Below are 22,241 nucleotides of genomic sequence, written 5' to 3'. Positions count from 1 at the left end.
GCGCGGGGGGGCTACCATGCCAACACCGAAACAAACCATGAACCTCGCCAATCAGTTTTTGATTGCCATGCCCGGCCTGAATGACCCGAGCTTTGAACGCAGTCTGATCTATATTTGCCATCACGATGATGAAGGCGCTATGGGCCTGATTATCAATCAGGAGACCGACGCTCAACTCGATGAATTGCTGGAACAACTGGAGATCAGTAGCGAACAGGATTTACCCCAGAAAGTGTTGCACGGTGGTCCGGTGAGACAAGAACAGGGATTTATTCTTCACAGCACCGACAATGGCCCTTACCCCAAGTCCGACATTATTTGCGAAGAGGTTGCCCTGTCAGGATCACTGGAAGTGTTGGAACATATTGCTACCGGCGACGGTCCCAAAAAGTTTCTGGTCAGCCTTGGCTATGCCGGCTGGGCACCCGATCAGCTGGAAGATGAAATTCAAAGCAACAGCTGGTTAACCGCACCCGTTGATGTAGACATATTGTTTGGGGTCCCCAGTCATCTGAAATGGAAAAAAGCCGTCGCCTCATTGGGCTTTGATCCGAACACACTTCAAAGCACGGCTGGCCACGCCTGAGCTTTGTCATGACCTTTTCCGAGTACGCCCATGAGTAACAGTAAAACCGTGCTGGCCTTTGACTATGGCCTGCGCAATATCGGTCTCGCCCAAGGCAATCAGTTCAGCCGCACAGCCCAGGAATTGAAACCTCTTAAGGCCAAAGACGGCACCCCCAACTGGGACGACATCAAACGCCTTCTGGATGAATGGCAGCCTGACGTGGTGGTGGTAGGCTTACCACTGAACATGGATGACAGTGAAAGCGACCTTAGCAAGCGCGCTCGAAAATTTGCCAATCGCTTGCACGGACGATTCGGGGTTGCCATCGAAATGATGGACGAACGTTTATCGTCTTTTGAAGCCAAAGAAGAAGCCAGCGAACGCGGACAATTTGGCAATTATTCCAAACAGCCGATTGATTCCATTGCCGCGCGCTTAATTTTGGAGAGTTGGCTGGCGAACCAGCCAGAATAGACATGCCCGACAGGCGCTTAGAACAAGCGCCCTTTATCATCACCTTCTTCCGCCTGCAGCGACAACTCATTCGCCACATTGGACAGATAATCTGCATCGGTTTCCGAGCCGAGCTTGATCATCAAACGCAAATCGTTTGGTGAATCCGCGTGTGCCAAAGCATCTTCGTAGGTAATTTCCCCAGAGTCGTACAACTCGTACAATGCCTGGTCAAATGTCTGCATACCCAACTCATTGGATTTTTTCATCAGCTCCTTGAGCTCATGAACATCTCCCTTTCGGATCATATCTGCGGCTAGCGGAGAATTCAGCATCACTTCCAGACACGCGCGACGACCATTGCCGTCTGGGGTTGGAATCAATTGCTGGGCTACGATGGCACGCAGGTTCAATGACAAATCCATCCACAATTGATTGTGGCGATCGGCTGGGAAGAAATGAATGATCCGATCCAAAGCCTGGTTCGCGTTGTTCGCGTGCAATGTACAAAGACAGAGGTGGCCGGTTTCAGCAAAGGCAATGGCATGCTCCATGGTTTCGCGAGTTCGCACCTCGCCAATCATGATCACATCCGGCGCCTGACGCAGAGTATTTTTCAGAGCCACCTCAAAGGAATCCGTATCAATACCCACCTCGCGCTGGGTAACAATGCAGCCCTGATGCTGATGAATAAATTCAATCGGGTCCTCAATGGAAATGATGTGGCCCTTCGAATTGCTGTTACGATGACCGATCATCGCCGCCAGAGATGTGGACTTACCGGTGCCTGTTGCCCCAACATAAATAATCAGACCACGCTTAACCATCGCGAGGTCTTTAATAATCGCCGGCAAACCGAGATCGTCTATTTTGGGAATAATGGTTTCAATTCGACGCAGCACCATACCTGCCAGGTTACGCTGGTAAAAAGCACTGACCCGGAAACGACCAATCCCTCGCGCACTGATTGCAAAGTTCAACTCGTGGGTTTTAATAAATTCCTGGCGCTGCTGCTCATTCATTACCCCGAGCACAACTTCGCGGGTTTTTTCCGGGGACAATGGCGTCGTAGTCACCGGCACCACTTTACCGTGCAATTTAATTGAAGGAGGGACACCCGCGGTGACAAAAAGGTCAGACGCCCCTTTTTCCACCATCATTGCCAGTAAGCGTTCAAATTCCATAATGATTCCTTAGCCCAAACCTGTTTAGAAATTTTCAGGCATACGGGCTTTCTCCCGCGCTGTTTCACGGGAAATAATGCGTTTATCAACCAGATCTGCCAGGCATTGATCCATAGTCTGCATACCAATCGAACCACCGGTCTGAATCGCAGAATACATCTGGGCCACTTTGTCCTCACGAATGAGGTTACGAATTGCTGACGTACCGCGCATGATTTCATGAGCGGCGACACGACCACCTTCCTGGCGCTTCAACAGCGTCTGGGAAATAACCGCCTGCAGAGATTCCGACAACATGGAACGCACCATGGCTTTCTCTTCCGCCGGAAATACATCGACCACACGGTCAATGGTTTTTGCCGCTGAGGTGGTGTGCAGGGTGCCGAATACCAAGTGACCGGTTTCTGCGGCGGTCAGAGCCAGGCGGATGGTTTCGAGGTCACGCATCTCACCCACCAGAATGATATCGGGGTCTTCACGAAGCGCAGATCGTAAAGCGTCACTAAAGCTGTGGGTATCACGGTGCACTTCACGTTGGTTCACCAGACACTTTTTGGATTCATGAACGAATTCGATCGGATCCTCAATGGTCAAAATGTGTTCGTATTTGTTGTCATTGATGTAATCGATCATCGCCGCCAGGGTTGTCGACTTACCCGAGCCAGTAGGCCCGGTTACCAGACAAAGGCCACGGGGAACTGCAGAGATCTCACGAAAGACCTGGCCCATGCCCAGCTCTTCCATGGTCAATACTTTTGAAGGAATGGTACGGAACACCGCACCGGCACCTCGGTTTTGGTTAAAGGCGTTTACACGGAAACGGGCAACACCTGGCACCTCGAATGAGAAATCCGTCTCAAGGTGCTCTTCAAAATCCTTACGCTGCTTATCGTTCATGATTTCATAAATCAGGCCATGCACCTGTTTATGTTCCATGGGCGGCAGGTTAATGCGACGTACATCACCATCCACACGAATCATGGGTGGCAAACCAGCCGACAAGTGGAGGTCCGATGCCCCCTGTTTAGAACTAAACGCTAACAGCTCCGTAATATCCATAATGGCCTCAAAACAGCTAAACCGTGTGTGCACATCCGCACGCGGACATTGCCCAAAGCGTGCCAGATGGCTATTTAATGGCGGGTCCGGGCCCGTGTTCTATATTTATCAGCCCTGCGCCATGCCACCTCAATTATAGTTGAGGTGTTTTCCTTTGCTATACGGTAAACTTTGACCCAGCAGCCCCAGAAAAGCAAATACCCATCCGCCTATTTTTGCAAAAAGATGTCCGATATTGCTCAAACGATCAGCGAACGTTTAAAAAAAGTTCAAACACGCATACGCGATGCGGTACAGACCGCTGATCGCTCCCTAAACGATGTCCAATTGCTGGCGGTCAGCAAGACCAAACCTGCTGAAGATATCTGGCAAGCGTACCAGGCAGGCCAGCGGGATTTTGGGGAAAACTATCTTCAAGAAGCGCTGGAAAAACAGGCGCAGCTGGTGCAGCGTTATCCCGACAATGAGATCTGTTGGCACTTTATCGGACCCATTCAATCCAACAAGACTCGTGCCATTGCGCAACATTTCAGCTGGGTGCACAGCGTTGACCGCGTTAAAATCGCCCAGCGCTTGTCCGAACAGCGCCCCGACGATCTGCCGCCGCTCAATATTTGCCTGCAACTCAATTTGGATGGTGAAGAAAGCAAATCCGGCTTCCGCCCTGAGGCACTATCTGAACACGCTACTCAGATCAGTGCGTTACCAAATCTCGCTGTTCGGGGTTTGATGGCGATACCCAAACCTCGGGATGATTTCCCTGGCCAACTGGCCAGCCTGCAACGATTGCAGCAATTGCGCTCTGAACTGCAAACAGCTGGTGTGCATTTGGATACGCTCTCGATGGGCATGTCCAATGATCTGGAAGCCGCCGTCGCCGCAGGCAGTACGATGCTCCGAGTGGGCAGTGATATATTTGGCCCACGCGAGCCAAAACCCCAGTCGCCAAGCGATCAACACTGATGCACAGCTCGGTACCTGAGCGTAATCACTCCCTTACAACCATTGTTAGAGATACAAAAAGATGAACAACAAGGCACCTAAAATTGCATTTATCGGCGCTGGTAATATGTCCAGCGCGGTTATTGGCGGCATGCTGAAAGGTCACTTCAACGCTGAGCAAATCATCGCCTGCGCCCCCAGCGATAAACACCTCAAGCCCCTGTCTGAGCAGTTTGGTGTGCACACGGACCACAACAATGCTCGGGCATGCGCGGCAGCAGAAGTCGTGGTGCTGGGCGTGAAGCCCCAGATGCTTGAACAAGTCGCCAACGAGATCAGCGCTCATCTGGCCCACAAGCCGCTGATTATCTCTCTGGCCGCCGGCATTCCATCGGCCAGCCTCAGCCAATGGCTAGGGGAAGATCTGGCGATTGTGCGCGCCATGCCTAACACCCCGTCACTGGTTGGTGTGGGAGCCGCCGGCCTGTACGCCAACGACAATTGCAGCGCTGAGCAGCGGGAACTCGCCGAGTCGATTCAGGCTTCTGTGGGGCTGGTAAAGTGGCTTGAGGAAGAGGCCTTGATCGATTCCATTATCGCTGTCTCAGGCAGCGGTCCGGCATACTTCTTCCTGGCCATGGAAGCGATGATCAACGAAGGCGTTCAACAGGGGCTTGATCGTGACAGCGCTACCGAACTCACGATTCAAACCGTTTTGGGCGCCGCCACCCTGGCACAACACAGTGATGTCGATGTGCTCGAGCTGCGCCGCCGCGTGACCTCTCCCGGCGGTACCACCGCCCAGGCCATTGCGCATTTTGAAGAACACGGTTTACGTGAGCTGTTTTCCGGGGCCATGCAGGCCTGCAGTAACCGAGCCCGCGAAATGGCCAAAGAACTGGGCTGAACTGTAAACCAGCGCAAAGTCAGCAGCGAGCAACGGCGCGATAGCCTATAATTCGCTGCACAAAAGCAAAACGACGCTTCGTTTTTAAGGAGATTACCATGGGGGCGCTCAACGAGATTGGCCTGTATGTTCTGCAAACGCTGGGCAGCTTATATATAGCGCTTATCGTGATACGTTTTCTGCTGCAACTGGCGCGCGCTGATTTTTACAATCCGGTGTCGCAATTTCTGGTGAAAGCCACCAACCCATTGTTGCTGCCGTTGCGCAAAATTATTCCGGGCTTGTTTGGTCTCGACATGGCCTGCATCGTCCTGGCGATCGCATTGCACTGGTTGCTGATTCAGGCCTGCGCGGCCGTGATTGGCGCCGGCTTCCTGAACCCTTTCCATGTATTGACCTGGGCGATTGTCGGCCTGGTTGGCCTGATCCTGAACATCTACAAATGGGGTTTGTTTATATCCATTATTCTGGGCTGGATTGCTCCGCATAATCCAAACCCAGCCGTCTTGTTGCTCAATCAGTTGCTGGCACCCATGATGCGCCCGTTCCGCCGATTGGTTCCGGATTTGGGCGGTTTCGACATCAGCCCGATCTTTGCCTTTTTGGTACTTGGAATTCTGGGCATTCTCTTGAGCAGCCTTGCCTATGAGGTGGGCATTAGTCGCTCGATCGCCAGCTTAGTGATCGGTGTGTAGGCGCACATGACCAAGATAGACGATCACAGTGTCGGCCTGGTCGAAACTCAGTGCGCGGAATTCAGTGAACCACTGCCTTTGGCTTCGGGACGAACTCTGGACCAGTACCAGCTTTATTATGAATGCTATGGCGAGCTGAATGCGTCTGCCAGTAATGCCATTCTGATTTGCCACGCCCTGTCTGGTAATCACCATGCCGCCGGCTTCCACAGTTATGAAGACAGCAAACCCGGTTGGTGGGATGCCTATATCGGACCGGGAAAACCCATCGACACCAATCACTTTTACGTTGTCTCTCTGAACAATATCGGTGGCTGTGACGGGTCCACTGGTCCTAGCAGCATCAACCCGGACACCGGTGAGCCCTGGGGACCGGATTTTCCCCGACTGCGCGTGCGAGACTGGGTTAACAGCCAGGCACGCCTCGCCGATCGTCTCGGTATCGAATGCTGGGCCGCCGTGATTGGCGGGAGTCTCGGTGGCATGCAGGCCATGCGCTGGTCGCTGGAATACCCAGAGCGAATCAAACACTGCATCGTTATTGCATCCGCCATGAAGCTCACCGCGCAGAACATTGCCTTTAATGAAACCGCGCGCCAAGCGATTTGCAGTGACCCTGATTTTTCCGACGGGCACTACCAACAAGAAGACAATATTCCCCGAGCCGGTCTTTCAGTTGCGCGCATGATTGGGCACATTACCTATCTATCGGGCGATGGCATGGGAGAAAAATTTGGCCGCCAGTTGCGTTCCGGCACCTTCGAACAAGGGCAGGACGAACCCGTCGAATTTCAGATTCAGAGCTACCTGCGCTATCAGGGCGAAAAGTTTTCCACCAGCTTCGACGCCAACACCTATATTCTGATGACTCAAGCATTGGATTATTTTGATCTGGCTCGGGAATACCAACACGACGCTGCAGAAGCCTTTAGCCACGCACGCTGTAAGTTTCTGGTCATTTCCTTTACCAGCGACTGGCGCTTTGCGCCTGCACGCTCGAAAGAAATTGCCGATGCCCTGATGGCCGCAGGTAAATCCGTTACCTATGCTGAAATCGAATCCGATGCGGGGCATGACGCCTTCCTGCTACCAAATGAGCGATACGAGACCGTGTTCAGCAATTACCTTAAAGGTGTTGCCCAGCAAATAGAGAGCCAACAACATGCGCAGTGATCTGGACATCATCAGCACCTGGATTCAGCCAGGTCAAAAAGTTCTGGATTTGGCCTGTGGTGACGGTGCACTGCTGGAGCGCCTTCAGCAAAAAGAGGTGAACGGCTATGGCCTGGAAATTGATCCCGACCAAATCAGCGCCTGCGTCGCTCGCGGTGTCAACGTTATTGAACAGAATCTCGATCGCGGGCTCGGCAATTTTGCCGACAACAGTTTCGATACCGTGGTGATGACCCAAGCTCTGCAAACCATGCGCTTCCCCCATTTGGTTTTGCAGGAAATGCTGCGCGTCGGACAAGAATGCATTGTGACCTTTCCAAACTTTGGTCACTGGCGCGCGCGTTGGCATTTGGCACTGTCCGGACGCATGCCCGTGTCCGACCTATTACCGTATCAATGGTACGACACGCCAAACATTCATTTTTGCACAGTGAAAGATTTTGAAGTGCTCTGCCAGGAACTGGCTATTGAAATCATCAGCCGACGCGTCACTACGCAAGGTCAAGGCAGACTGATCAAACAGGCCCTGCCAAATTTCTTCGGTATTACTGCGATATATCATTTACGCAAACGATAGGTGTCATCATGCCTCACATCAAATCCTCGTTCCTACTCTTTTTCAGCCTATTCCTGTTTGGCCTAGCCACCAACAGTCAGGCACAGGAAGCCCGAGAGCTTGGCAAACCCTATGAAGAGTTTGGCGAGTACAAAGTATTCTTTAGTGTCTTTAACAGCAGTTTCATTCCGCCCGACATTGCCAAAGCCTATGACCTTGTTCGCGGTGCCAATCGTGCCTTGGTGAATATAGCCGTGTTAAAGAACGGCAATATTCGAGGGGGTTCTGCGCAAGTGACCGGTGAGTTTAAAAATTTGATCCAACAAACTCGCCAACTGGTGTTTAAAGAGATCAAAGAACAAAACGCCGTCTATTATCTTGCCCCCCTGCGGTTTGACAATGAAGAAGTTCTGCACTTCCACATCACTGTTACACCCGAAGGCTCGGAAAAAAGCCACAGCTTTCGCTTCCATCGAAAAATGAACACCGATTAGCGCACACATAAAGATCGTGAGCCACCAGTCAAACTTCGTGATAACAAGCAGACCACCATGAATGATAAAACCATAGTCCTTGCCAGCAATAATCAGGGCAAGCTGAAAGAATTCCAGGCTCTGTTTTCTCCTCTGGACATCCGCATCAAACCCCAGCGTGACCTGGGTGTCGAAGACGCCGAAGAAACCGGCCTGAGCTTTGTCGAAAACGCCATCATCAAAGCACGCCACGCTTGCGCAATTACCGGCATGCCTGCAATCTCGGACGATTCTGGATTGGAAGTGGACGCACTCCAGGGCGCTCCGGGTATTTATTCCGCCCGTTTCAGCGGAGCGAACGCAAACGATCAACGCAATAATGAATTGTTACTGGAAAAGCTCCAGGGATTATCGGATGCAGAGCGTAGCGCCCGTTTTCATTGTGTGCTGGTTTATATGCGCCATAAAAAAGACCCCACTCCGTTGATATGCCATGCCAGCTGGGAAGGACGCATTCTGCATGCACCCCGGGGAGAGCAAGGCTTTGGTTACGACCCACTGTTTTGGCTGGAAGCGCAACAATGCAGCTCAGCCGAACTGGATCGTGCGCTTAAAAATAAAATCAGTCATCGCGGCCAGGCCTTGGCGCTGCTCATGAATGCCATGGAAGCTCATCGGTGAATACACCTCCTCTTTCGATGTACCTCCATGTTCCCTGGTGTGTGCGCAAATGCCCTTACTGTGACTTCAACTCTCATCGGGCGGAAGAAGAATTACCCGAAGCGGCCTATTGCGAAGAGCTGATCAAGGACTTGAAGCAAAGCCTTGAATGGGTACAAGACCGTCCCTTGCAATCCATCTTTATCGGCGGCGGTACTCCGAGTCTATTCAGCCCGGCGGCCTTCGAAAAAATACTCAGCCAGATCGAAGCCCACATCCCCTTCAGCGACGACATTGAAGTCACAATGGAAGCCAACCCAGGCACTGCGGAACAACAACGGTTTAAGGGGTATCGTCAAGCTGGTATTAATCGCCTGTCGATTGGTGTGCAAAGTTTTGGCAATGAACAATTGAAAGCCCTGGGCCGAATTCACTCAGCCGAACAGGCAGAGAAAGCCATGGACATGGCTCGACAAGCGGGCTTCGACAATGTGAATCTCGATTTGATGCATGGCCTGCCGCAACAAAGTGTGGCCGCCGCCAAAGCCGATTTGCAACGCGCCATCGACCTGAAGCCCGAACACCTGTCCTGGTATCAGCTCACCATTGAACCGAATACCGAATATTTCAAACGCCCACCCCAGCTGCCTATTGATGATGATCTCGCCGAGATTCAATGGCAGGGGCAAAACTTTCTGGCTGAACACGGTTTTGCACAATATGAAGTATCGGCGTACAGCCGAGGCAAGCAAAGTCGCCACAATGTAAATTACTGGCAGTTTGGAGACTATTTGGGACTCGGCGCCGGAGCCCACAGCAAAATCACTCGCGAAGGGCAAGTCCATCGTTTCTGGAAAACCCGCCTGCCCGCTCACTATATGGACGAGAACAAGCACTTCACTGCTGGCCATGAGGTTATTGAAGGCGATCAACTGGCCCTGGAATTTATGATGAATGCCCTGCGCCTGACCGGTTCAGTTGACCTGTCACTGTTCGAACAACGAACCTTCCTGCCGCTCTCTGCCATTCGCGGCCCACTTGAGCAGCTGGAAACTCAAAATTTGATTGTCCTCAGCAATGGGCAACTGCAAACAACCGAGCTTGGGCAGCGCTTTCTGAACAACACCATTGCCGCTTTTATGCCGGACTAGTCTATACAAACTCACACAGACCCGATCTGGCCTATGCTTGGCATATGGGCGCAGGTCGACTAATCTGTAAAGGCTTTCCCGGCAGCCGACAATAAAACAAACCCAAGAAGCGGCGGGCTCATTAATACTATGTGGGATTTCAACGGCAGTGCAACACACCATTCGCTCACAGTGAAACTGTTGGCGTGGATTCTTCTGATCAGCTCAGGCATCACACTGGTTGCTGTCGTGTTGCAACTACGCGCTTCCTTTAACGAGGACCTCGCCGATCTGGAATTGCGTATGGAGCAAATCCGCCTTAGCACGTTGCCCAGCGTCACCAAAAGCCTCTGGAATTTCGATGAAGAACAATTGCGTCTTCAGGTTCACGGCATGCTCGATGTCAACGACGTTGTCCAGGTTACGGTCAACTGGACCAACTGGGATGATCACCCGAGAGCCATCACCGCGGTGGATCAAAATGAAGCCATTGGCGAGCGCCATATGACGCGCGTCTACCCGCTGATTTACAAAGACCTCAACACCAAAGAGCAGCATCTGGGTGACCTGACCTTACTGATCAGCCTTGACGGCGTGTATGACAAACTCTGGCAACGCACCCGCTTTATCGCTTTGGCCCAATTCACCAAATCATTGCTGGTTTCGCTCGCGATCTTTCTACTGATTCGCAGCCTCTTCACCCGCCATCTCGCTCACATCGCCAATTATGCCAGCAAGCTGTCTTTACGAAATTTGAATGAACCTCTCCAGCTGGAACGCGAAGGCGAACACAATGATGAATTGGGCAATGTGGTTCGGGGGTTTAATATTATGCGCACCAGCCTGCTGCGCGACATTGAAATGCGCCGCACCATGTCCCAACAACTGGTACAAGAACAGCAACAAAAATTAGACTCCATCAAACAGCAGCAGGAAGCTGAACATGCAAGCCAGGCAAAGAGCTTTTTTCTGGCTGCGATGAGCCATGAGATCCGCACACCCATGAATGGCATCATCGGCATGACCGAACTGTTGAGCGATACAGACTTAAATGAAACCCAGTTGCATTATGTAAACATTATGCGACGCTCTGGAGATTCCCTGATCCACATATTGAATGATGTCCTTGACTACTCGAAAATCGAGGCCAACAAAGTCGCCTTTGAGACCCACCCTTTTGATTTGCACAGCCTGCTTAATGATTGCAATCAGATTTACATCGGTCAGGCTCGACAAAAAAACTTGGGATTTCATTTAAATATCGAGCCTTCGGTCCCTCAAAATGTGGTTGGCGACCCAACTCGGCTGCGCCAAGTTCTTGTCAATCTCTTGAGCAACTCCATTAAGTTTACCCAACAGGGGGAAGTTCGCTTATCTGTTTCGCTGGAAGAAAGTATCGATCGACAAGTTCTGATTCGATTCTCGGTAAAAGACACCGGCATTGGCATTGAGGAAAATGCCATCACCAACCTTTTCACACCCTTCAACCAGGCCGACAACAGCACTACCCGTCAGTACGGTGGCTCAGGCCTCGGCTTGGCCATTTGCAAACGCCTGGTGGAATTTGCCCACGGTCATATCGGCGTAGAAAGCACGCTCGGTGAAGGTTCAACCTTTTGGTTTACCTTCCAACTTAATGTGCAGGTAGAGCACACCACTAACGGCGACAGCCAATACACAGTCGACCAACAGGGTCCTGATCAATCACGCCAGTTACCCCAGGCCCGAGATGGTTTAAATGTTATGCTGGTGGACGACAATAGTGTGAACATTATCGTTGCACAGAAAATACTCTCAAAATTTAATGTCGAACCTGTGGTCGCCAAAAATGGACTGGAAGCGGTCGAACTTTTTGAATTGTATCCCGGGAAATTTCCCTTGATCTTAATGGACATCGAAATGCCCGTCATGGACGGCATCAAAGCCACCCAAATGATTCGGGACATTGAACGTAAGCGGCAATTGGCCAACTGCCAGATTATTGCAATCACTGCACACGACAAAGGTGAACACACCGACAATGCTTACCGAGAAGGCATCAATGACCACTTAAGCAAGCCTTTGACCATTCAAGCCTTCTCAGAATTGTTTCACCGCATTGGAATAGACGAAATGAAAAACAACGCTTCGTCTTGATCAACGACGCCAGGCGTGTAACTTTTTCAATATGCGCAACGCCCACTGGGGTGCATGCTTACGCTTCCATTGTCCCGCCAGGTATTTGTTCGCCTCACTGAAGCTTGGGTAGATATGAATCGTACCCAGAATATGATTCAAGCCCTGGCCATTTTTCATCGCGTTTACAAATTCAGTCAGCAATTCAGCTGCGTGTGCACCCACAATCGTCACACCCAGAATCTTGTCACTACCGGCTTTAGTCAACACTTTGATAAAACCCTTGGCCTCTCCTTCAGCAAGCGCTCGATCCATATCATCCAGAGGGAAGTTAATGACCTCATAGGGAATTGACGCCGCTGCCAACTCGGATTCCAGTTTACCAACCGAAGCGATTTCTGGATCGGTAAACACCGCCTTGGGAACAATTCGGTAATCGACCTTAAACTTTTTCACAAAACCAAATAAAGCATTCACCGTGGCATACCAAGCCTGATGAGATGCCATATGAGTAAATTGATAGGGTCCGGCCACATCGCCACAGGCAAGAATATTCTTATGGCTGCTGCGGAGATACTCATCCACTTTCACGGTGCCATCTTCATTGAGCTCGACACCCACCTCTTCCAAGCCCATGCCTCGGGTATTGGCTTGGCGGCCAACAGCCAGCAATACATGTCCGAAGTTTTCCCAGTGTTCGTCACCGTCAGCCGTACGCAAAAGCACATCAACGCTTCCCCCCTCAGCCGCGCGCACTTCACTGATACGGGTATTGAGTTTGACATCAACCCCTTCATCCTGAAAAGTCTTCAACATGAACTCGCCCGCTTCGGGTTCCTCTTTATTCAAGATCGACGATGAGCGCTGCACCATACTGACCTTGGTTCCCAATCGGGAAAAAGCCTGAGTCATTTCACACGCAATAGCGCCTGATCCCATCACCAACATAGATTCAGGCAAGGTTTCCAATTCCCATATATTATCGGAGGTCAGGTACTGAATATTTTCCAATCCCGGGATATCGGGAACAAAGGGCCTTGCCCCCATGGCAAGGATAATGTGACGCGCACGAATTTTTTGATCGTTGACCAGCACTTCTTCCGGTGAGACCAAGGTCGCATCACCGGTCACGCAGTCCACACCCAATGAGGTGTACCGCTCAATCGAATCATTGGGTTCAATATGTTTGATCACCGACTGCACTCTTCCCATCACGGCAGGGAAGTCCACAGAGGCCTCGGAGACCGTCAAACCGAAGCGATCGGATTCGGAAATCAAATGTCGAATTTTAGCCGAACGCAATAGAGTCTTACTTGGCACGCAACCGGTATTGAGGCAATCACCACCCATCTTGTGACGCTCAATCAATGTCACCTTGGCATTCAGCGTAGCGGCGATATTCGCGGAAATCAGTCCAGCGCTGCCAGCACCGATAACCACAATATTAGTGTCATACTTTTTCTTGGAAAACATAAACAGAACCCGTGCTTAACTGTCTTTGCGCAGTGCTTTCAGTAACGCTTTCGCCAACCAGGGAAAAACACCCAGAAGAACAAAAGCCAAAATAATCTGTGGTGTCAGTACGCCGGACACACTCAACTCTTCAACCGTGGCCAGCTGGGCACCTGCATTCACATAAACCGCCGTGCCTGCCAACATTCCCAATTGACTCACCCAGTAAAATGTCCAGGTTTTAATACGACTCAGGCCGAACACCAAATTAATCACAAAAAACGGAATCACAGGGATCAGTCGCAACGTGAACAAATAAAAGCCCCCTTCTTTTTCCAGGCCTTCATTAACCGTTTTCAAATGATCACCAAACTTACCCTGCACCCAGTCACCAAGAAGGCTGCGAGAAATCAGGAAGGCCAGTGTGGCGCCAATACTGCTGGCGAAAGACACCAGCAGCAAGCCCCAGGAGAACCCAAATACCGCGCCGGCAATGAGAGTCATAATGGCCGCCCCCGGTAGAGATGCCGCGGTTACTCCGACATAAATCAGGAAAAACAACAAGCCGGCCTTCAGAGGCTGCTCTGCAACCAGCTGTTTGAAAAAGTCCAATGAGAGATACTGTTCACCCCCATTCAGGTAAAAGGCGGCAATGGCGATTATCAGCACCGCGAGAATGGCGATTTTTTTGATCATGTCAGAATCCTTAAATACCCACTGGCGGCAATACATTAACTGCCCAACAGCTTAAGTTGTAAATCACATAAAAGTGTCACAGACCTCGCATATTATTGTAACAATCTCTGCCAGGGCTATACTCCTACGCTACGCCAAAGCAAAAAAAGCGTTTCAGGTAGCCACCGCGAACTTGAAATAACAGCAAAGAAAGACCCACTATGCCTAGCAACACCAGCAACAAGAGCCCGTCGGAAAGCTCTAACGATATTGATATCAGCGCTCCCGAGTATTACATCAATCGTGAACTCAGTCATTTGAAGTTTAATCAGCGGGTCCTGGCCCAGGCACTGGATGACAGCCATCCATTGCTGGAACGGCTCAAGTTTCTACTGATTTTCAGTTCCAATCTTGACGAGTTTTTTGAGATTCGCGTTGCGGGTCTGCACCAACGCCTCAAGTTAGGGCGAGACAACCCGGGCCCCGATGGTCTCCTGCCCCAGCAGATTCTGGATCAGTTGGCCGAAGAGTGCCACGCCACCGTACAGCTGCAGTACGATACCCTCAATCACATTCTGATTCCCGCCATGGAACAGGAAAATATTCGCTTCCTCCGTCGCCACCAATGGACCGAAGCCCAGGCCGAATGGATTGCGGATTTTGTCCATAAGCAAGTGCTGCCCGTGGTCAGCCCAATCGGCCTGGATCACGCCCACCCTTTTCCCAGGCTGGTCAACAAGAGCCTGAATTTTATTGTTGAGCTGGACGGGAAGGACGCCTTTGGCCGGGAATCGGGTCTTGCGATTGTGCCGGCACCGCGCTCACTGCCCCGCCTGGTGCGGTTGCCCGATGAGCTGTGCGAGCCTGGCGATAATTTTGTGTTTCTGTCGTCGATGATTCATGCCCATGCCGAAGAGCTGTTTCCAGGTATGCAGGTCAAAGGCTGCTATCAGTTTCGAATTACCCGCAATGCCGATCTGGATGTAGACACCGAAGGCGTTGAGGATCTGGCCCGCGCCCTGCGCGGCGAATTGCACTCCCGCCGCTTTGGTAACGCGGTGCGCTTGGAAGTCGCCGACAACTGTCCAGATGCAATGGTCGATTTCCTGCAGAAGGAAATCGGCTTGAGCGATGATGAGCTCTACCGCGTCAACGGCCCGGTAAACCTCAAGCGCATGATGAGCGTGCCCGGCATGGTCAACCGCCCAGACCTCCTCTATCCGGATTTCGCACCCGGCCTGCCCAAGGGCTTAACCCGAAAAGATAACCTTTTCGGGGCCTTGACCAGCAAAGACCAGTTGCTGTTGCACCCGTTTGAATCCTTTAATCCTGTAGTGGACCTGCTGCGGCAGGCCGCCAAAGACCCGAACGTCGTGGCTATCAAACAGACGCTTTATCGCACCGGCGACCAAAGCCCTATGGTCGATGCCTTAATTGAGGCCGCTCGCCACGGTAAGGAAGTGACGGCTGTGGTAGAACTGCGCGCTCGCTTCGACGAAGAGGAAAACCTGGAGCTGGCCAGTCGACTCCAAGAAGCGGGTGCCGTGGTGGTATACGGTGTCGTGGGCTATAAGACCCACGCCAAAATGCTGCTGATCGTGCGCAAGGAAGGCGACAAGCTAAAACGCTACATTCATTTGGGCACCGGCAACTACCACAGCGGCAATGCCCGCCTGTACACCGATTACTCATTGCTATCTGCGAACCCGGAACTCGGCGAGGATGTGCACAAGGTTTTCCAGATGCTCACCGGCATGGGCAAAACCGAGCGTTCCAATCATCTTTTGCATGCGCCGTTCACTTTGAAAAAACAGCTGCTTAAGCTGATCGATGATGAAATCGAGGCCTGCAATAAAGGCAAGGATGGCCATATCATTCTGAAGGCCAACGGCCTTACCGAACCCAAAGTGGTTCAAGCTCTGTATCGCGCCTCACAAGCCGGGGTCAAGGTGGATTTGGTGATTCGGGGCATGTGCAGTCTGCGCCCTGGGCTGCCCGGCGTTTCCGAACACATTCGGGTCTACTCCATTATCGGCCGCTTTCTCGAGCACACCCGCGCTTACTACTTTGCCAATGCCAAGCCGCAAGTGTACTGCGCCAGCGCTGACCTGATGGAACGAAACCTGAACCGTCGGGTGGAAACCTGCTTTCCGATTGCCAAACCCAACCTCGCCAAACGCATCATCGGCGAGCTGAAGGGCTATATCGACAGTGAGCTCGGGCGTTGGGAATTGAACGCAGAAGGCAACTACCTTCCACCGCATCCCAAGCAGGATTCCGAAGACAAACCCCAACAACAGCTACTGCTGGAATTACTGGGGCAATTGTAACGGCAAAGCACCGTGTCATGCGGTGCCAAGCCCGTATTTCGGGTGGCGGAGCCTGATAGCAGGCTCTAAGCTTATGCCGCAATTGACTCAGCAGGACCATAACAGCTCTTGTCTCATCGCCAGCCAATCCTTATGATTACGCTAAATTTTCGCTGGCAGCCAAATGCCACGCCTCATTTTCGGAGAATCCCCATGAGTAGCATTGTTCACGTAACCGACAGCAGCTTTGAAGCCGATGTTTTACAAGCCGAAGGCCCAGTACTGGTTGATTTTTGGGCAGAGTGGTGCGGCCCTTGTAAGATGATCGCTCCTGTTCTGGACGAGCTGTCCAGCGATTACGGTGACAAAATCAAAATCTGCAAAATGGATGTTGATGCGAACAAAGAAACGCCTGCGAAGTTCAATATCCGCGGTATTCCCACTCTGATGATCTTCAAGGGTGGCAATATGGACTCCATGAAAGTGGGTGCATTGTCCAAAACCCAGCTGGTCGAATTCATCGACGGTAGCCTGTAATTTGGTCAATCGGCGGCCTTCCCGGCCGCCGAAGCCTTGCAAGGGGCCAAAAGTGCGCTATAATCCTGCCTATTAAGCGCGTTTCGCGGCTGATCTTCCCAATAGATTCTCCACAGTTAGCTATTTATTAGACTCAACGAACGGTTTCTTTTATTCCTTTCGATTAACCTGTGCTGATTCAATGGAACATTGCCATTGCCCTATTTATTACAGTATTCGCGCACGCTGGTAGAGCGGTAACAACAACGATAGCCCCGAAAGCCTGCACCCTATATTCCTTGAATTTGAGCGCGTTTAAGCTCAAAGGTTAGAAATTTACAGTTATATTGATCCAAACATAACGTTCACTCACCACTGGCCACTTCTCTCGGCCTTCTTTTTCCAATTCTAATTCTATGAATTTAACAGACCTAAAAACCAAACCCATTGAAGAACTGCTGAATATTGCAAAAGACGTTGGCCTAGACAATGTCGGCCGCTCCCGCAAGCAGGACATTATTTTTAACATTCTCAAGCGTCACGCCAAAAGCGGTGAAGACATCTACGGAGACGGCGTACTTGAGATCCTACAAGACGGTTTTGGTTTTCTGCGCTCGGCAGACTCTTCCTACTTGGCAGGCCCCGATGACATCTACGTTTCACCGAGCCAAATTCGACGCTTCAATCTGCGCACGGGTGACACCATTGCCGGGAAGATTCGCCCTCCGAAAGAAGGCGAGCGCTATTTTGCCCTGTTAAAAGTTGGCCAAATCAATTTTGATAAGCCAGAGAACTCCAAGAACAAGATCCTCTTTGAAAACCTGACACCACTATTTCCGGATGACCGTTTGCACCTGGAAGCCGGTAACGGTTCAACAGAAGATCTGACCGGTCGAATCATTGATTTGGTTGCCCCTATCGGTAAGGGCCAGCGCGGCTTGATCGTTGCACCTCCGAAGGCCGGTAAAACCATCATGATGCAGAACATCGCCCAAGCGATTACTCGCAACAATCCTGAGGTGCATCTGATCGTATTGCTGATTGATGAGCGCCCGGAAGAAGTGACCGAGATGCAGCGCTCTGTGCGCGGTGAAGTGGTTGCCTCTACATTCGATGAGCCGCCGTCACGTCACGTACAAGTTGCGGAAATGGTGATTGAAAAAGCCAAGCGCCTGGTTGAGCACAAAAAAGACGTTGTGATCCTACTCGACTCTATCACTCGTTTGGCGCGCGCCTACAACACCGTAATCCCAAGCTCCGGTAAAGTACTTACCGGTGGTGTTGACGCCCACGCCCTGGAGCGCCCAAAACGTTTCTTCGGTGCCGCACGTAACATTGAAGAAGGTGGCAGCTTGTCCATCGTTGCAACAGCCCTGATCGACACGGGTTCCAAAATGGACGAAGTTATCTACGAAGAATTTAAAGGTACCGGTAACCAGGAATTACACCTGGATCGCAAAGTCGCTGAAAAACGCGTTTACCCGGCCATCAATGTGCGTCGCTCGGGCACTCGTCGCGAAGATTTGTTGATGAAAGAAGATGAGATGCAACGTGTGTGGATTCTGCGCAAGCTGCTGCACGATATGGAAGATATCGCCGCCACAGAATTCCTGGTTGATCGCTTGAAAGACTTCAAAACCAACGATGAATTCTTCCTGTCGATGAAGCGCAAATAAGCGCTAAAAACCCGACGCAAACTAACGGCACCTGACTTGGTGCCGTTTTTGTATCGAAAGTGGCAAAGCCCCATAGATACAGGGGTTTATAGAATTTATTCCCCTTAGCGTGTAGCATCTATGATCGAGTAGCTGCACAAAGGCGTAAAAGCGGTAAGCGCAATGTCCTGTGCCAAGGCAAAGGACACGCGTCAAGGGAACCAATGAAAACACGTTTAGCCAAAATACATATACGCAACTTACGCCTGCGAACTCTTATCGGCTTTAATCCCGAAGAAAGAGAAAAGCATCAGGATGTAATCATCAATGCCGAAATTCACTATATGGCTAATCCGGCCATTGCCAGTGACGATGTTGATAGCGCCCTGAATTACAAAACGATTTGTAAGGCTATTATCCAGCATGTCGAACAAGGGCAGTTTTTGTTACTCGAAAAGCTGGTTAACGATGTACTGGAAATATGCAGTGAGCACCCCAGCATTGAATTTGCTGAAGTCTGCATTGATAAACCCCACGCTTTGCGCTTTGCCGATTCGGTCGCTCTGAGCTTGTGCTACCATAAATCCTAGGAAACACCATGAACAAAGCGATAGCCCCCATTAGCACAGAAAACGGCATTAGTCCGGAAGCTCAAAAAGTGCAAGCCGCCCTCGTGGCAGCTGGTCTGGAAACTCCCATGCTCGCCAACCAACTGAGCAATGAGGAAAAATATCAGCGCATCAAGGAATTGATGGGCGATGTGGTCAGCACTCTCGGTCTGGACTTAAACGACGACAGCCTCGCGGAAACACCCCACCGCATTGCCAAAATGTACGTTCATGAAATTTTTGCCGGTTTGGATTACAGCCAGTTTCCAAAGATCGCTCTGATCGAAAACAAAATGGCTGTGGACGAGATGATCAAGGTGCGCGATATCGATATGACCAGCACCTGTGAACACCACTTTGTCACCATCGATGGTACGGCCAAAGTCGCTTACATCCCTGGGGACACCATCATCGGCTTGTCCAAGATCAATCGCATCGTGCGCTTTTTTGCCCAGCGCCCTCAGGTTCAGGAACGGCTGACCCAACAAGTGCTGATTGCACTGCAAACGCTGTTGGCAACCGAGAATGTCGCAGTGAGCATGGAAGCGACCCACTATTGCGTAAAATCCCGCGGCGTAATGGACAGCAGCTCACAAACCAGCACCATGGCCCTGGGCGGTTGTTTCAAAAACGATAAAACCTATCGCGCGGAATTCCTCAGTAATTAATCCTAGCATTACAGGTTGTACCTCAGTCTTAAGCTTGGGTACAGCCTGCCCCCATATACTCTTCCAAATCCCCTGGCGAGCTCTGAAACTTAGCGCTATGCTAGGACTCGCTGTACTTAACAGACCATTTTATTAGGAGATTTTTATGGACGCTGTTTCCCAGTTTGTTGCCGCCTGGGCCCCGCAAATCGGCCTGGCGATTGTTGTTCTCATCGTTGGTTGGTGGTTAATTGGTAAAGTCGTCAATCTGACGGTTAAAGCCATGGAGAAGAATGAACTAGACGTCACTCTGCAACGTTTTCTAAGCAGTATCATCGGCATCGGTTTGAAAGCTCTGCTGATCATCAGCGTCGCTTCCATGGTAGGCATTGCCACCACCTCCTTTATTGCCGTATTGGGTGCCGCTGGTTTGGCCGTAGGTCTGGCTTTGCAAGGCAGCCTGTCCAACTTTGCGGGTGGTGTGTTGCTGATTTTGTTCAAGCCATACAAGGTAGGCGATTTCATTGAGACTCAGGGCCACTCAGGTGTTGTTCAATCGATCCAGATTTTCAATACCATTTTGAAAACCGGTGACAACAAAACCATCATTATTCCGAACGGTCCAATTTCCAATGGCAGCATCACCAACTATTCAACCGAAGCGACCCGTCGTGTAGACATGAGCTTTGGTATTGGTTACGACGATGATATTGATGGCGCCCGTGCCGCTCTGGAAGAAATCATTGCCGCCGATGAGCGCATTCTGAAAGATCCGGCGCACTTGATCGTTGTCGCTGAATTGGCAGACAGCTCAGTAAACTTTACCGTACGTGTTTGGGTTAACTCAGCCGATTACTGGGGCGTATTCTTCGCCATGCAGGAACAGGTGAAGAAAACCTTCGACGCCAAAGACATTTCTATTCCTTACCCACAGCAAGACGTGCATATGCACAACGTTGCTTAAGTTGTCGATTTGTCGCTGAGATTTCCGGGAAGCCCCTTCGGGTTTCCCGGTTTCAGTGTCAAGAAACCATGCCCTCTCGACACGCTCTAGACACCCCCCTTCGCCTTCTCAAATACGTTCTCTGAGCTTTCGACTATTTACTAATTGCCCCTGCAAAATATCTGTGTTTTTATGCGCAGCCTGCCGAGGTACAACAATAGTCCATAAACACCTTAGCCCTGGTTCCACCCGACTATTGAGAACGCACAATGTTAGAGTATTGTCTGATCGCCCTGGCCATATTGGCCCTGTTGAGCATCGTTTTTGAAGATTTGATTCACATCAACAAAGCCAAAACCACCCTGTTCTTTGGTTGTCTCTCCTGGCTTATTCTGTTTATTGCAGCTGATTCAAAGGAAGCCTCGGCACAGGTTCAGGAACAACTCAATGAAAATCTGCTGGAAATAGCCACCCTGTGGTTGTTTCTGATGTCAACCATGACGTTTGTGGCTTACTTAAATGCCAAGGGCTTGATCCAGAACTTAGTGCAAAAAGTGGTTCCTCAGGAACTCGGTCTAAGAACCCTGATGTTTGTTGTCGCCATCTTTGCGCTGTTACTGTCCGCCATTTGTGACAACGTCACAGCAACGCTTGTCAGCTTGGGGTTGCTTCAGGCGTTCAAACTGGAGGCAAAGCAGCAAATCAAACTCGCCACTCTCGTTGTCTTTTCGGTGAACTCCGGTGGTGTTGCGCTAATCACGGGTGATGTCACTACCTTAATGATTTTCCTGGACGGCCACCTCAGTATGCAACAGCTGATCGTCTTGTTGATTCCCGCCAGCATCAGCGTCTTATTGTTGGCAACACTGCTCAGTATTGGCGCTCAGGGACGCGTGTCCGCCAGTCTGGTTTCCGCTCATTTTCACCGCATTGATATCATCATTGCCACAATCTTTTTCAGCACCATCGGCGCGACCATGCTGTTGAATCTGCTCTACGGCGTGCCTCCAGTACTGACCTTTTTGAGTGGACTGTCCTTGATGTTTTTGGTTGGGCGCAGCATCAAAACCGATGCCGAGCAAACTCGCATTCTGGAATACATACGGGAAATTGAGTACGACACCTTACTGTTCTTTCTCGGAATTCTGTTGCTGGTGGGCATGCTGCAAGAGATCGGCATTCTGGGCAAGCTCGCCGAGCAGTATCGTAACGTCGATCCTCGCTATGCGAACTACCTTGCCGGGGCAGGTTCTGCCCTGCTGGACAATGTGCCGCTGACAGCGGCCCTGTTAAAAGCCGCGCCGGACTTGAACACACAAAACTGGCTTGGGCTCACCTACGCCGTGGGGGTCGGCGGCTCCCTGTTAGCCATAGGATCGGCCGCCGGCATCATTGCTATGAGCAAGATTGAACGTCTGGGCTTTATGAGTTACCTGCGTTACTTTCCCGCTCTGGCTTGCGCCTATACGGCGGGTTACGTCATGACGCTTTTACTGGCGGAAGTCATAGCTTGATATAGGG

The 22,241-nt window shown here is 51.0% G+C and carries 22 protein-coding genes; 18 read left to right on the top strand and 4 right to left on the bottom strand.

What is annotated here, in order from left to right:
- Window positions 1–16 precede the first annotated feature (16 nt).
- The gene (locus ABWW03_RS05595; protein WP_353406900.1) at window positions 17–586 is read left to right on the top strand and encodes a YqgE/AlgH family protein; all 570 of its coding nucleotides are present in this window, start codon (window positions 17–19) and stop codon (window positions 584–586) included.
- Window positions 587–616: 30 nt separating this feature from the next.
- Window positions 617–1,042 carry a Holliday junction resolvase RuvX gene (gene ruvX, locus ABWW03_RS05590; RefSeq protein WP_353406898.1) on the top strand — a complete coding sequence of 142 codons (426 nt, stop codon included), beginning with the start codon at window positions 617–619 and terminating at the stop codon, window positions 1,040–1,042.
- Between the two features lie 17 nt (window positions 1,043–1,059).
- Here the strand turns inward: ruvX and ABWW03_RS05585 are convergent, their stop codons facing one another.
- Both ABWW03_RS05585 and ABWW03_RS05580 read right to left on the bottom strand, forming a co-directional pair.
- Window positions 1,060–2,205 (bottom strand): PilT/PilU family type 4a pilus ATPase, encoded by a 1,146-nt coding sequence (locus tag ABWW03_RS05585; RefSeq protein WP_353406897.1) that lies wholly within the window; start codon window positions 2,203–2,205, stop codon window positions 1,060–1,062.
- 24 nt (window positions 2,206–2,229) lie between these two features.
- The gene (locus tag ABWW03_RS05580) at window positions 2,230–3,264 is read right to left on the bottom strand and encodes a type IV pilus twitching motility protein PilT (protein ID WP_353406896.1); all 1,035 of its coding nucleotides are present in this window, start codon (window positions 3,262–3,264) and stop codon (window positions 2,230–2,232) included.
- Window positions 3,265–3,489: 225 nt separating this feature from the next.
- Between ABWW03_RS05580 and ABWW03_RS05575 the strand changes: the two genes are divergently transcribed.
- From ABWW03_RS05575 to ABWW03_RS05535, 9 genes are all read left to right on the top strand, one after another.
- On the top strand, window positions 3,490–4,227 hold the full coding sequence (locus tag ABWW03_RS05575; RefSeq protein WP_353406894.1) for a YggS family pyridoxal phosphate-dependent enzyme: 738 nt from the start codon (window positions 3,490–3,492) through the stop codon (window positions 4,225–4,227).
- Window positions 4,228–4,288: 61 nt separating this feature from the next.
- Window positions 4,289–5,113: a pyrroline-5-carboxylate reductase gene (proC, locus tag ABWW03_RS05570; RefSeq protein ID WP_353406892.1), complete on the top strand. Its 825-nt coding sequence runs from the start codon at window positions 4,289–4,291 to the stop codon at window positions 5,111–5,113.
- 98 nt (window positions 5,114–5,211) lie between these two features.
- Window positions 5,212–5,808, top strand: a complete 597-nt coding sequence (locus tag ABWW03_RS05565; RefSeq protein ID WP_353406891.1) for a YggT family protein — start codon at window positions 5,212–5,214, stop codon at window positions 5,806–5,808.
- Between the two features lie 6 nt (window positions 5,809–5,814).
- Complete coding sequence (metX, locus tag ABWW03_RS05560) at window positions 5,815–6,981, top strand: homoserine O-succinyltransferase MetX (protein WP_353406890.1); 1,167 nt, start codon at window positions 5,815–5,817, stop codon at window positions 6,979–6,981.
- Window positions 6,971–7,558, top strand: coding sequence for a methionine biosynthesis protein MetW (gene metW, locus ABWW03_RS05555; RefSeq protein WP_353406888.1), 588 nt, complete (start codon window positions 6,971–6,973; stop codon window positions 7,556–7,558). Before metX ends, metW begins: the two co-directional genes overlap by 11 nt.
- 8 nt (window positions 7,559–7,566) lie before the next feature.
- The gene (locus tag ABWW03_RS05550) at window positions 7,567–8,031 is read left to right on the top strand and encodes a DUF4426 domain-containing protein (protein WP_353406887.1); all 465 of its coding nucleotides are present in this window, start codon (window positions 7,567–7,569) and stop codon (window positions 8,029–8,031) included.
- A gap of 57 nt (window positions 8,032–8,088) precedes the next feature.
- Window positions 8,089–8,691 (top strand): RdgB/HAM1 family non-canonical purine NTP pyrophosphatase, encoded by a 603-nt coding sequence (rdgB, locus tag ABWW03_RS05545; protein WP_353406886.1) that lies wholly within the window; start codon window positions 8,089–8,091, stop codon window positions 8,689–8,691.
- Window positions 8,688–9,821, top strand: coding sequence for a radical SAM family heme chaperone HemW (hemW, locus tag ABWW03_RS05540; protein WP_353406885.1), 1,134 nt, complete (start codon window positions 8,688–8,690; stop codon window positions 9,819–9,821). Before rdgB ends, hemW begins: the two co-directional genes overlap by 4 nt.
- A 129-nt stretch (window positions 9,822–9,950) precedes the next feature.
- Window positions 9,951–11,936: an ATP-binding protein gene (locus tag ABWW03_RS05535; RefSeq protein ID WP_353406884.1), complete on the top strand. Its 1,986-nt coding sequence runs from the start codon at window positions 9,951–9,953 to the stop codon at window positions 11,934–11,936.
- Here ABWW03_RS05535 and ABWW03_RS05530 read toward each other — a convergent pair whose 3' ends face one another.
- On the bottom strand, window positions 11,937–13,388 hold the full coding sequence (locus ABWW03_RS05530) for a dihydrolipoyl dehydrogenase family protein (RefSeq protein ID WP_353406883.1): 1,452 nt from the start codon (window positions 13,386–13,388) through the stop codon (window positions 11,937–11,939). It lies immediately after the preceding gene.
- Between the two features lie 15 nt (window positions 13,389–13,403).
- On the bottom strand, window positions 13,404–14,063 hold the full coding sequence (locus ABWW03_RS05525) for a TVP38/TMEM64 family protein (protein ID WP_353406882.1): 660 nt from the start codon (window positions 14,061–14,063) through the stop codon (window positions 13,404–13,406).
- Between the two features lie 200 nt (window positions 14,064–14,263).
- On the opposite strand from ABWW03_RS05525, the gene ppk1 reads away from it, so the two are divergent.
- The 7 genes from ppk1 (at window position 14,264) to nhaD (ending at window position 22,234) form a co-directional block, all read left to right on the top strand.
- Window positions 14,264–16,372 carry a polyphosphate kinase 1 gene (gene ppk1 / locus ABWW03_RS05520; RefSeq protein ID WP_353406881.1) on the top strand — a complete coding sequence of 703 codons (2,109 nt, stop codon included), beginning with the start codon at window positions 14,264–14,266 and terminating at the stop codon, window positions 16,370–16,372.
- Between the two features lie 192 nt (window positions 16,373–16,564).
- Window positions 16,565–16,888, top strand: a complete 324-nt coding sequence (trxA, locus tag ABWW03_RS05515) for a thioredoxin TrxA (RefSeq protein WP_353406880.1) — start codon at window positions 16,565–16,567, stop codon at window positions 16,886–16,888.
- A gap of 395 nt (window positions 16,889–17,283) precedes the next feature.
- Window positions 17,284–18,543, top strand: a complete 1,260-nt coding sequence (gene rho, locus ABWW03_RS05510; RefSeq protein WP_353406879.1) for a transcription termination factor Rho — start codon at window positions 17,284–17,286, stop codon at window positions 18,541–18,543.
- Between the two features lie 203 nt (window positions 18,544–18,746).
- Window positions 18,747–19,112 (top strand): dihydroneopterin triphosphate 2'-epimerase, encoded by a 366-nt coding sequence (gene folX, locus ABWW03_RS05505; protein ID WP_353406877.1) that lies wholly within the window; start codon window positions 18,747–18,749, stop codon window positions 19,110–19,112.
- An 8-nt stretch (window positions 19,113–19,120) separates the two neighbouring features.
- On the top strand, window positions 19,121–19,798 hold the full coding sequence (gene folE, locus ABWW03_RS05500; RefSeq protein WP_353406875.1) for a GTP cyclohydrolase I FolE: 678 nt from the start codon (window positions 19,121–19,123) through the stop codon (window positions 19,796–19,798).
- A 145-nt stretch (window positions 19,799–19,943) separates the two neighbouring features.
- The gene (locus ABWW03_RS05495) at window positions 19,944–20,741 is read left to right on the top strand and encodes a mechanosensitive ion channel family protein (RefSeq protein ID WP_353406874.1); all 798 of its coding nucleotides are present in this window, start codon (window positions 19,944–19,946) and stop codon (window positions 20,739–20,741) included.
- Between the two features lie 248 nt (window positions 20,742–20,989).
- A complete protein-coding gene (gene nhaD, locus ABWW03_RS05490) occupies window positions 20,990–22,234 on the top strand; it encodes a sodium:proton antiporter NhaD (protein WP_353406873.1) in 1,245 nt (414 codons plus the stop codon).
- Window positions 22,235–22,241: the final 7 nt, after the last annotated feature.

Origin of the sequence: Pseudoteredinibacter isoporae (genome assembly GCF_040372805.1) — a bacterium.
Lineage (GTDB): Bacteria > Pseudomonadota > Gammaproteobacteria > Pseudomonadales > Cellvibrionaceae > Pseudoteredinibacter > Pseudoteredinibacter isoporae_A.
This window is presented reverse-complemented; position numbering and strand designations above follow the sequence as displayed.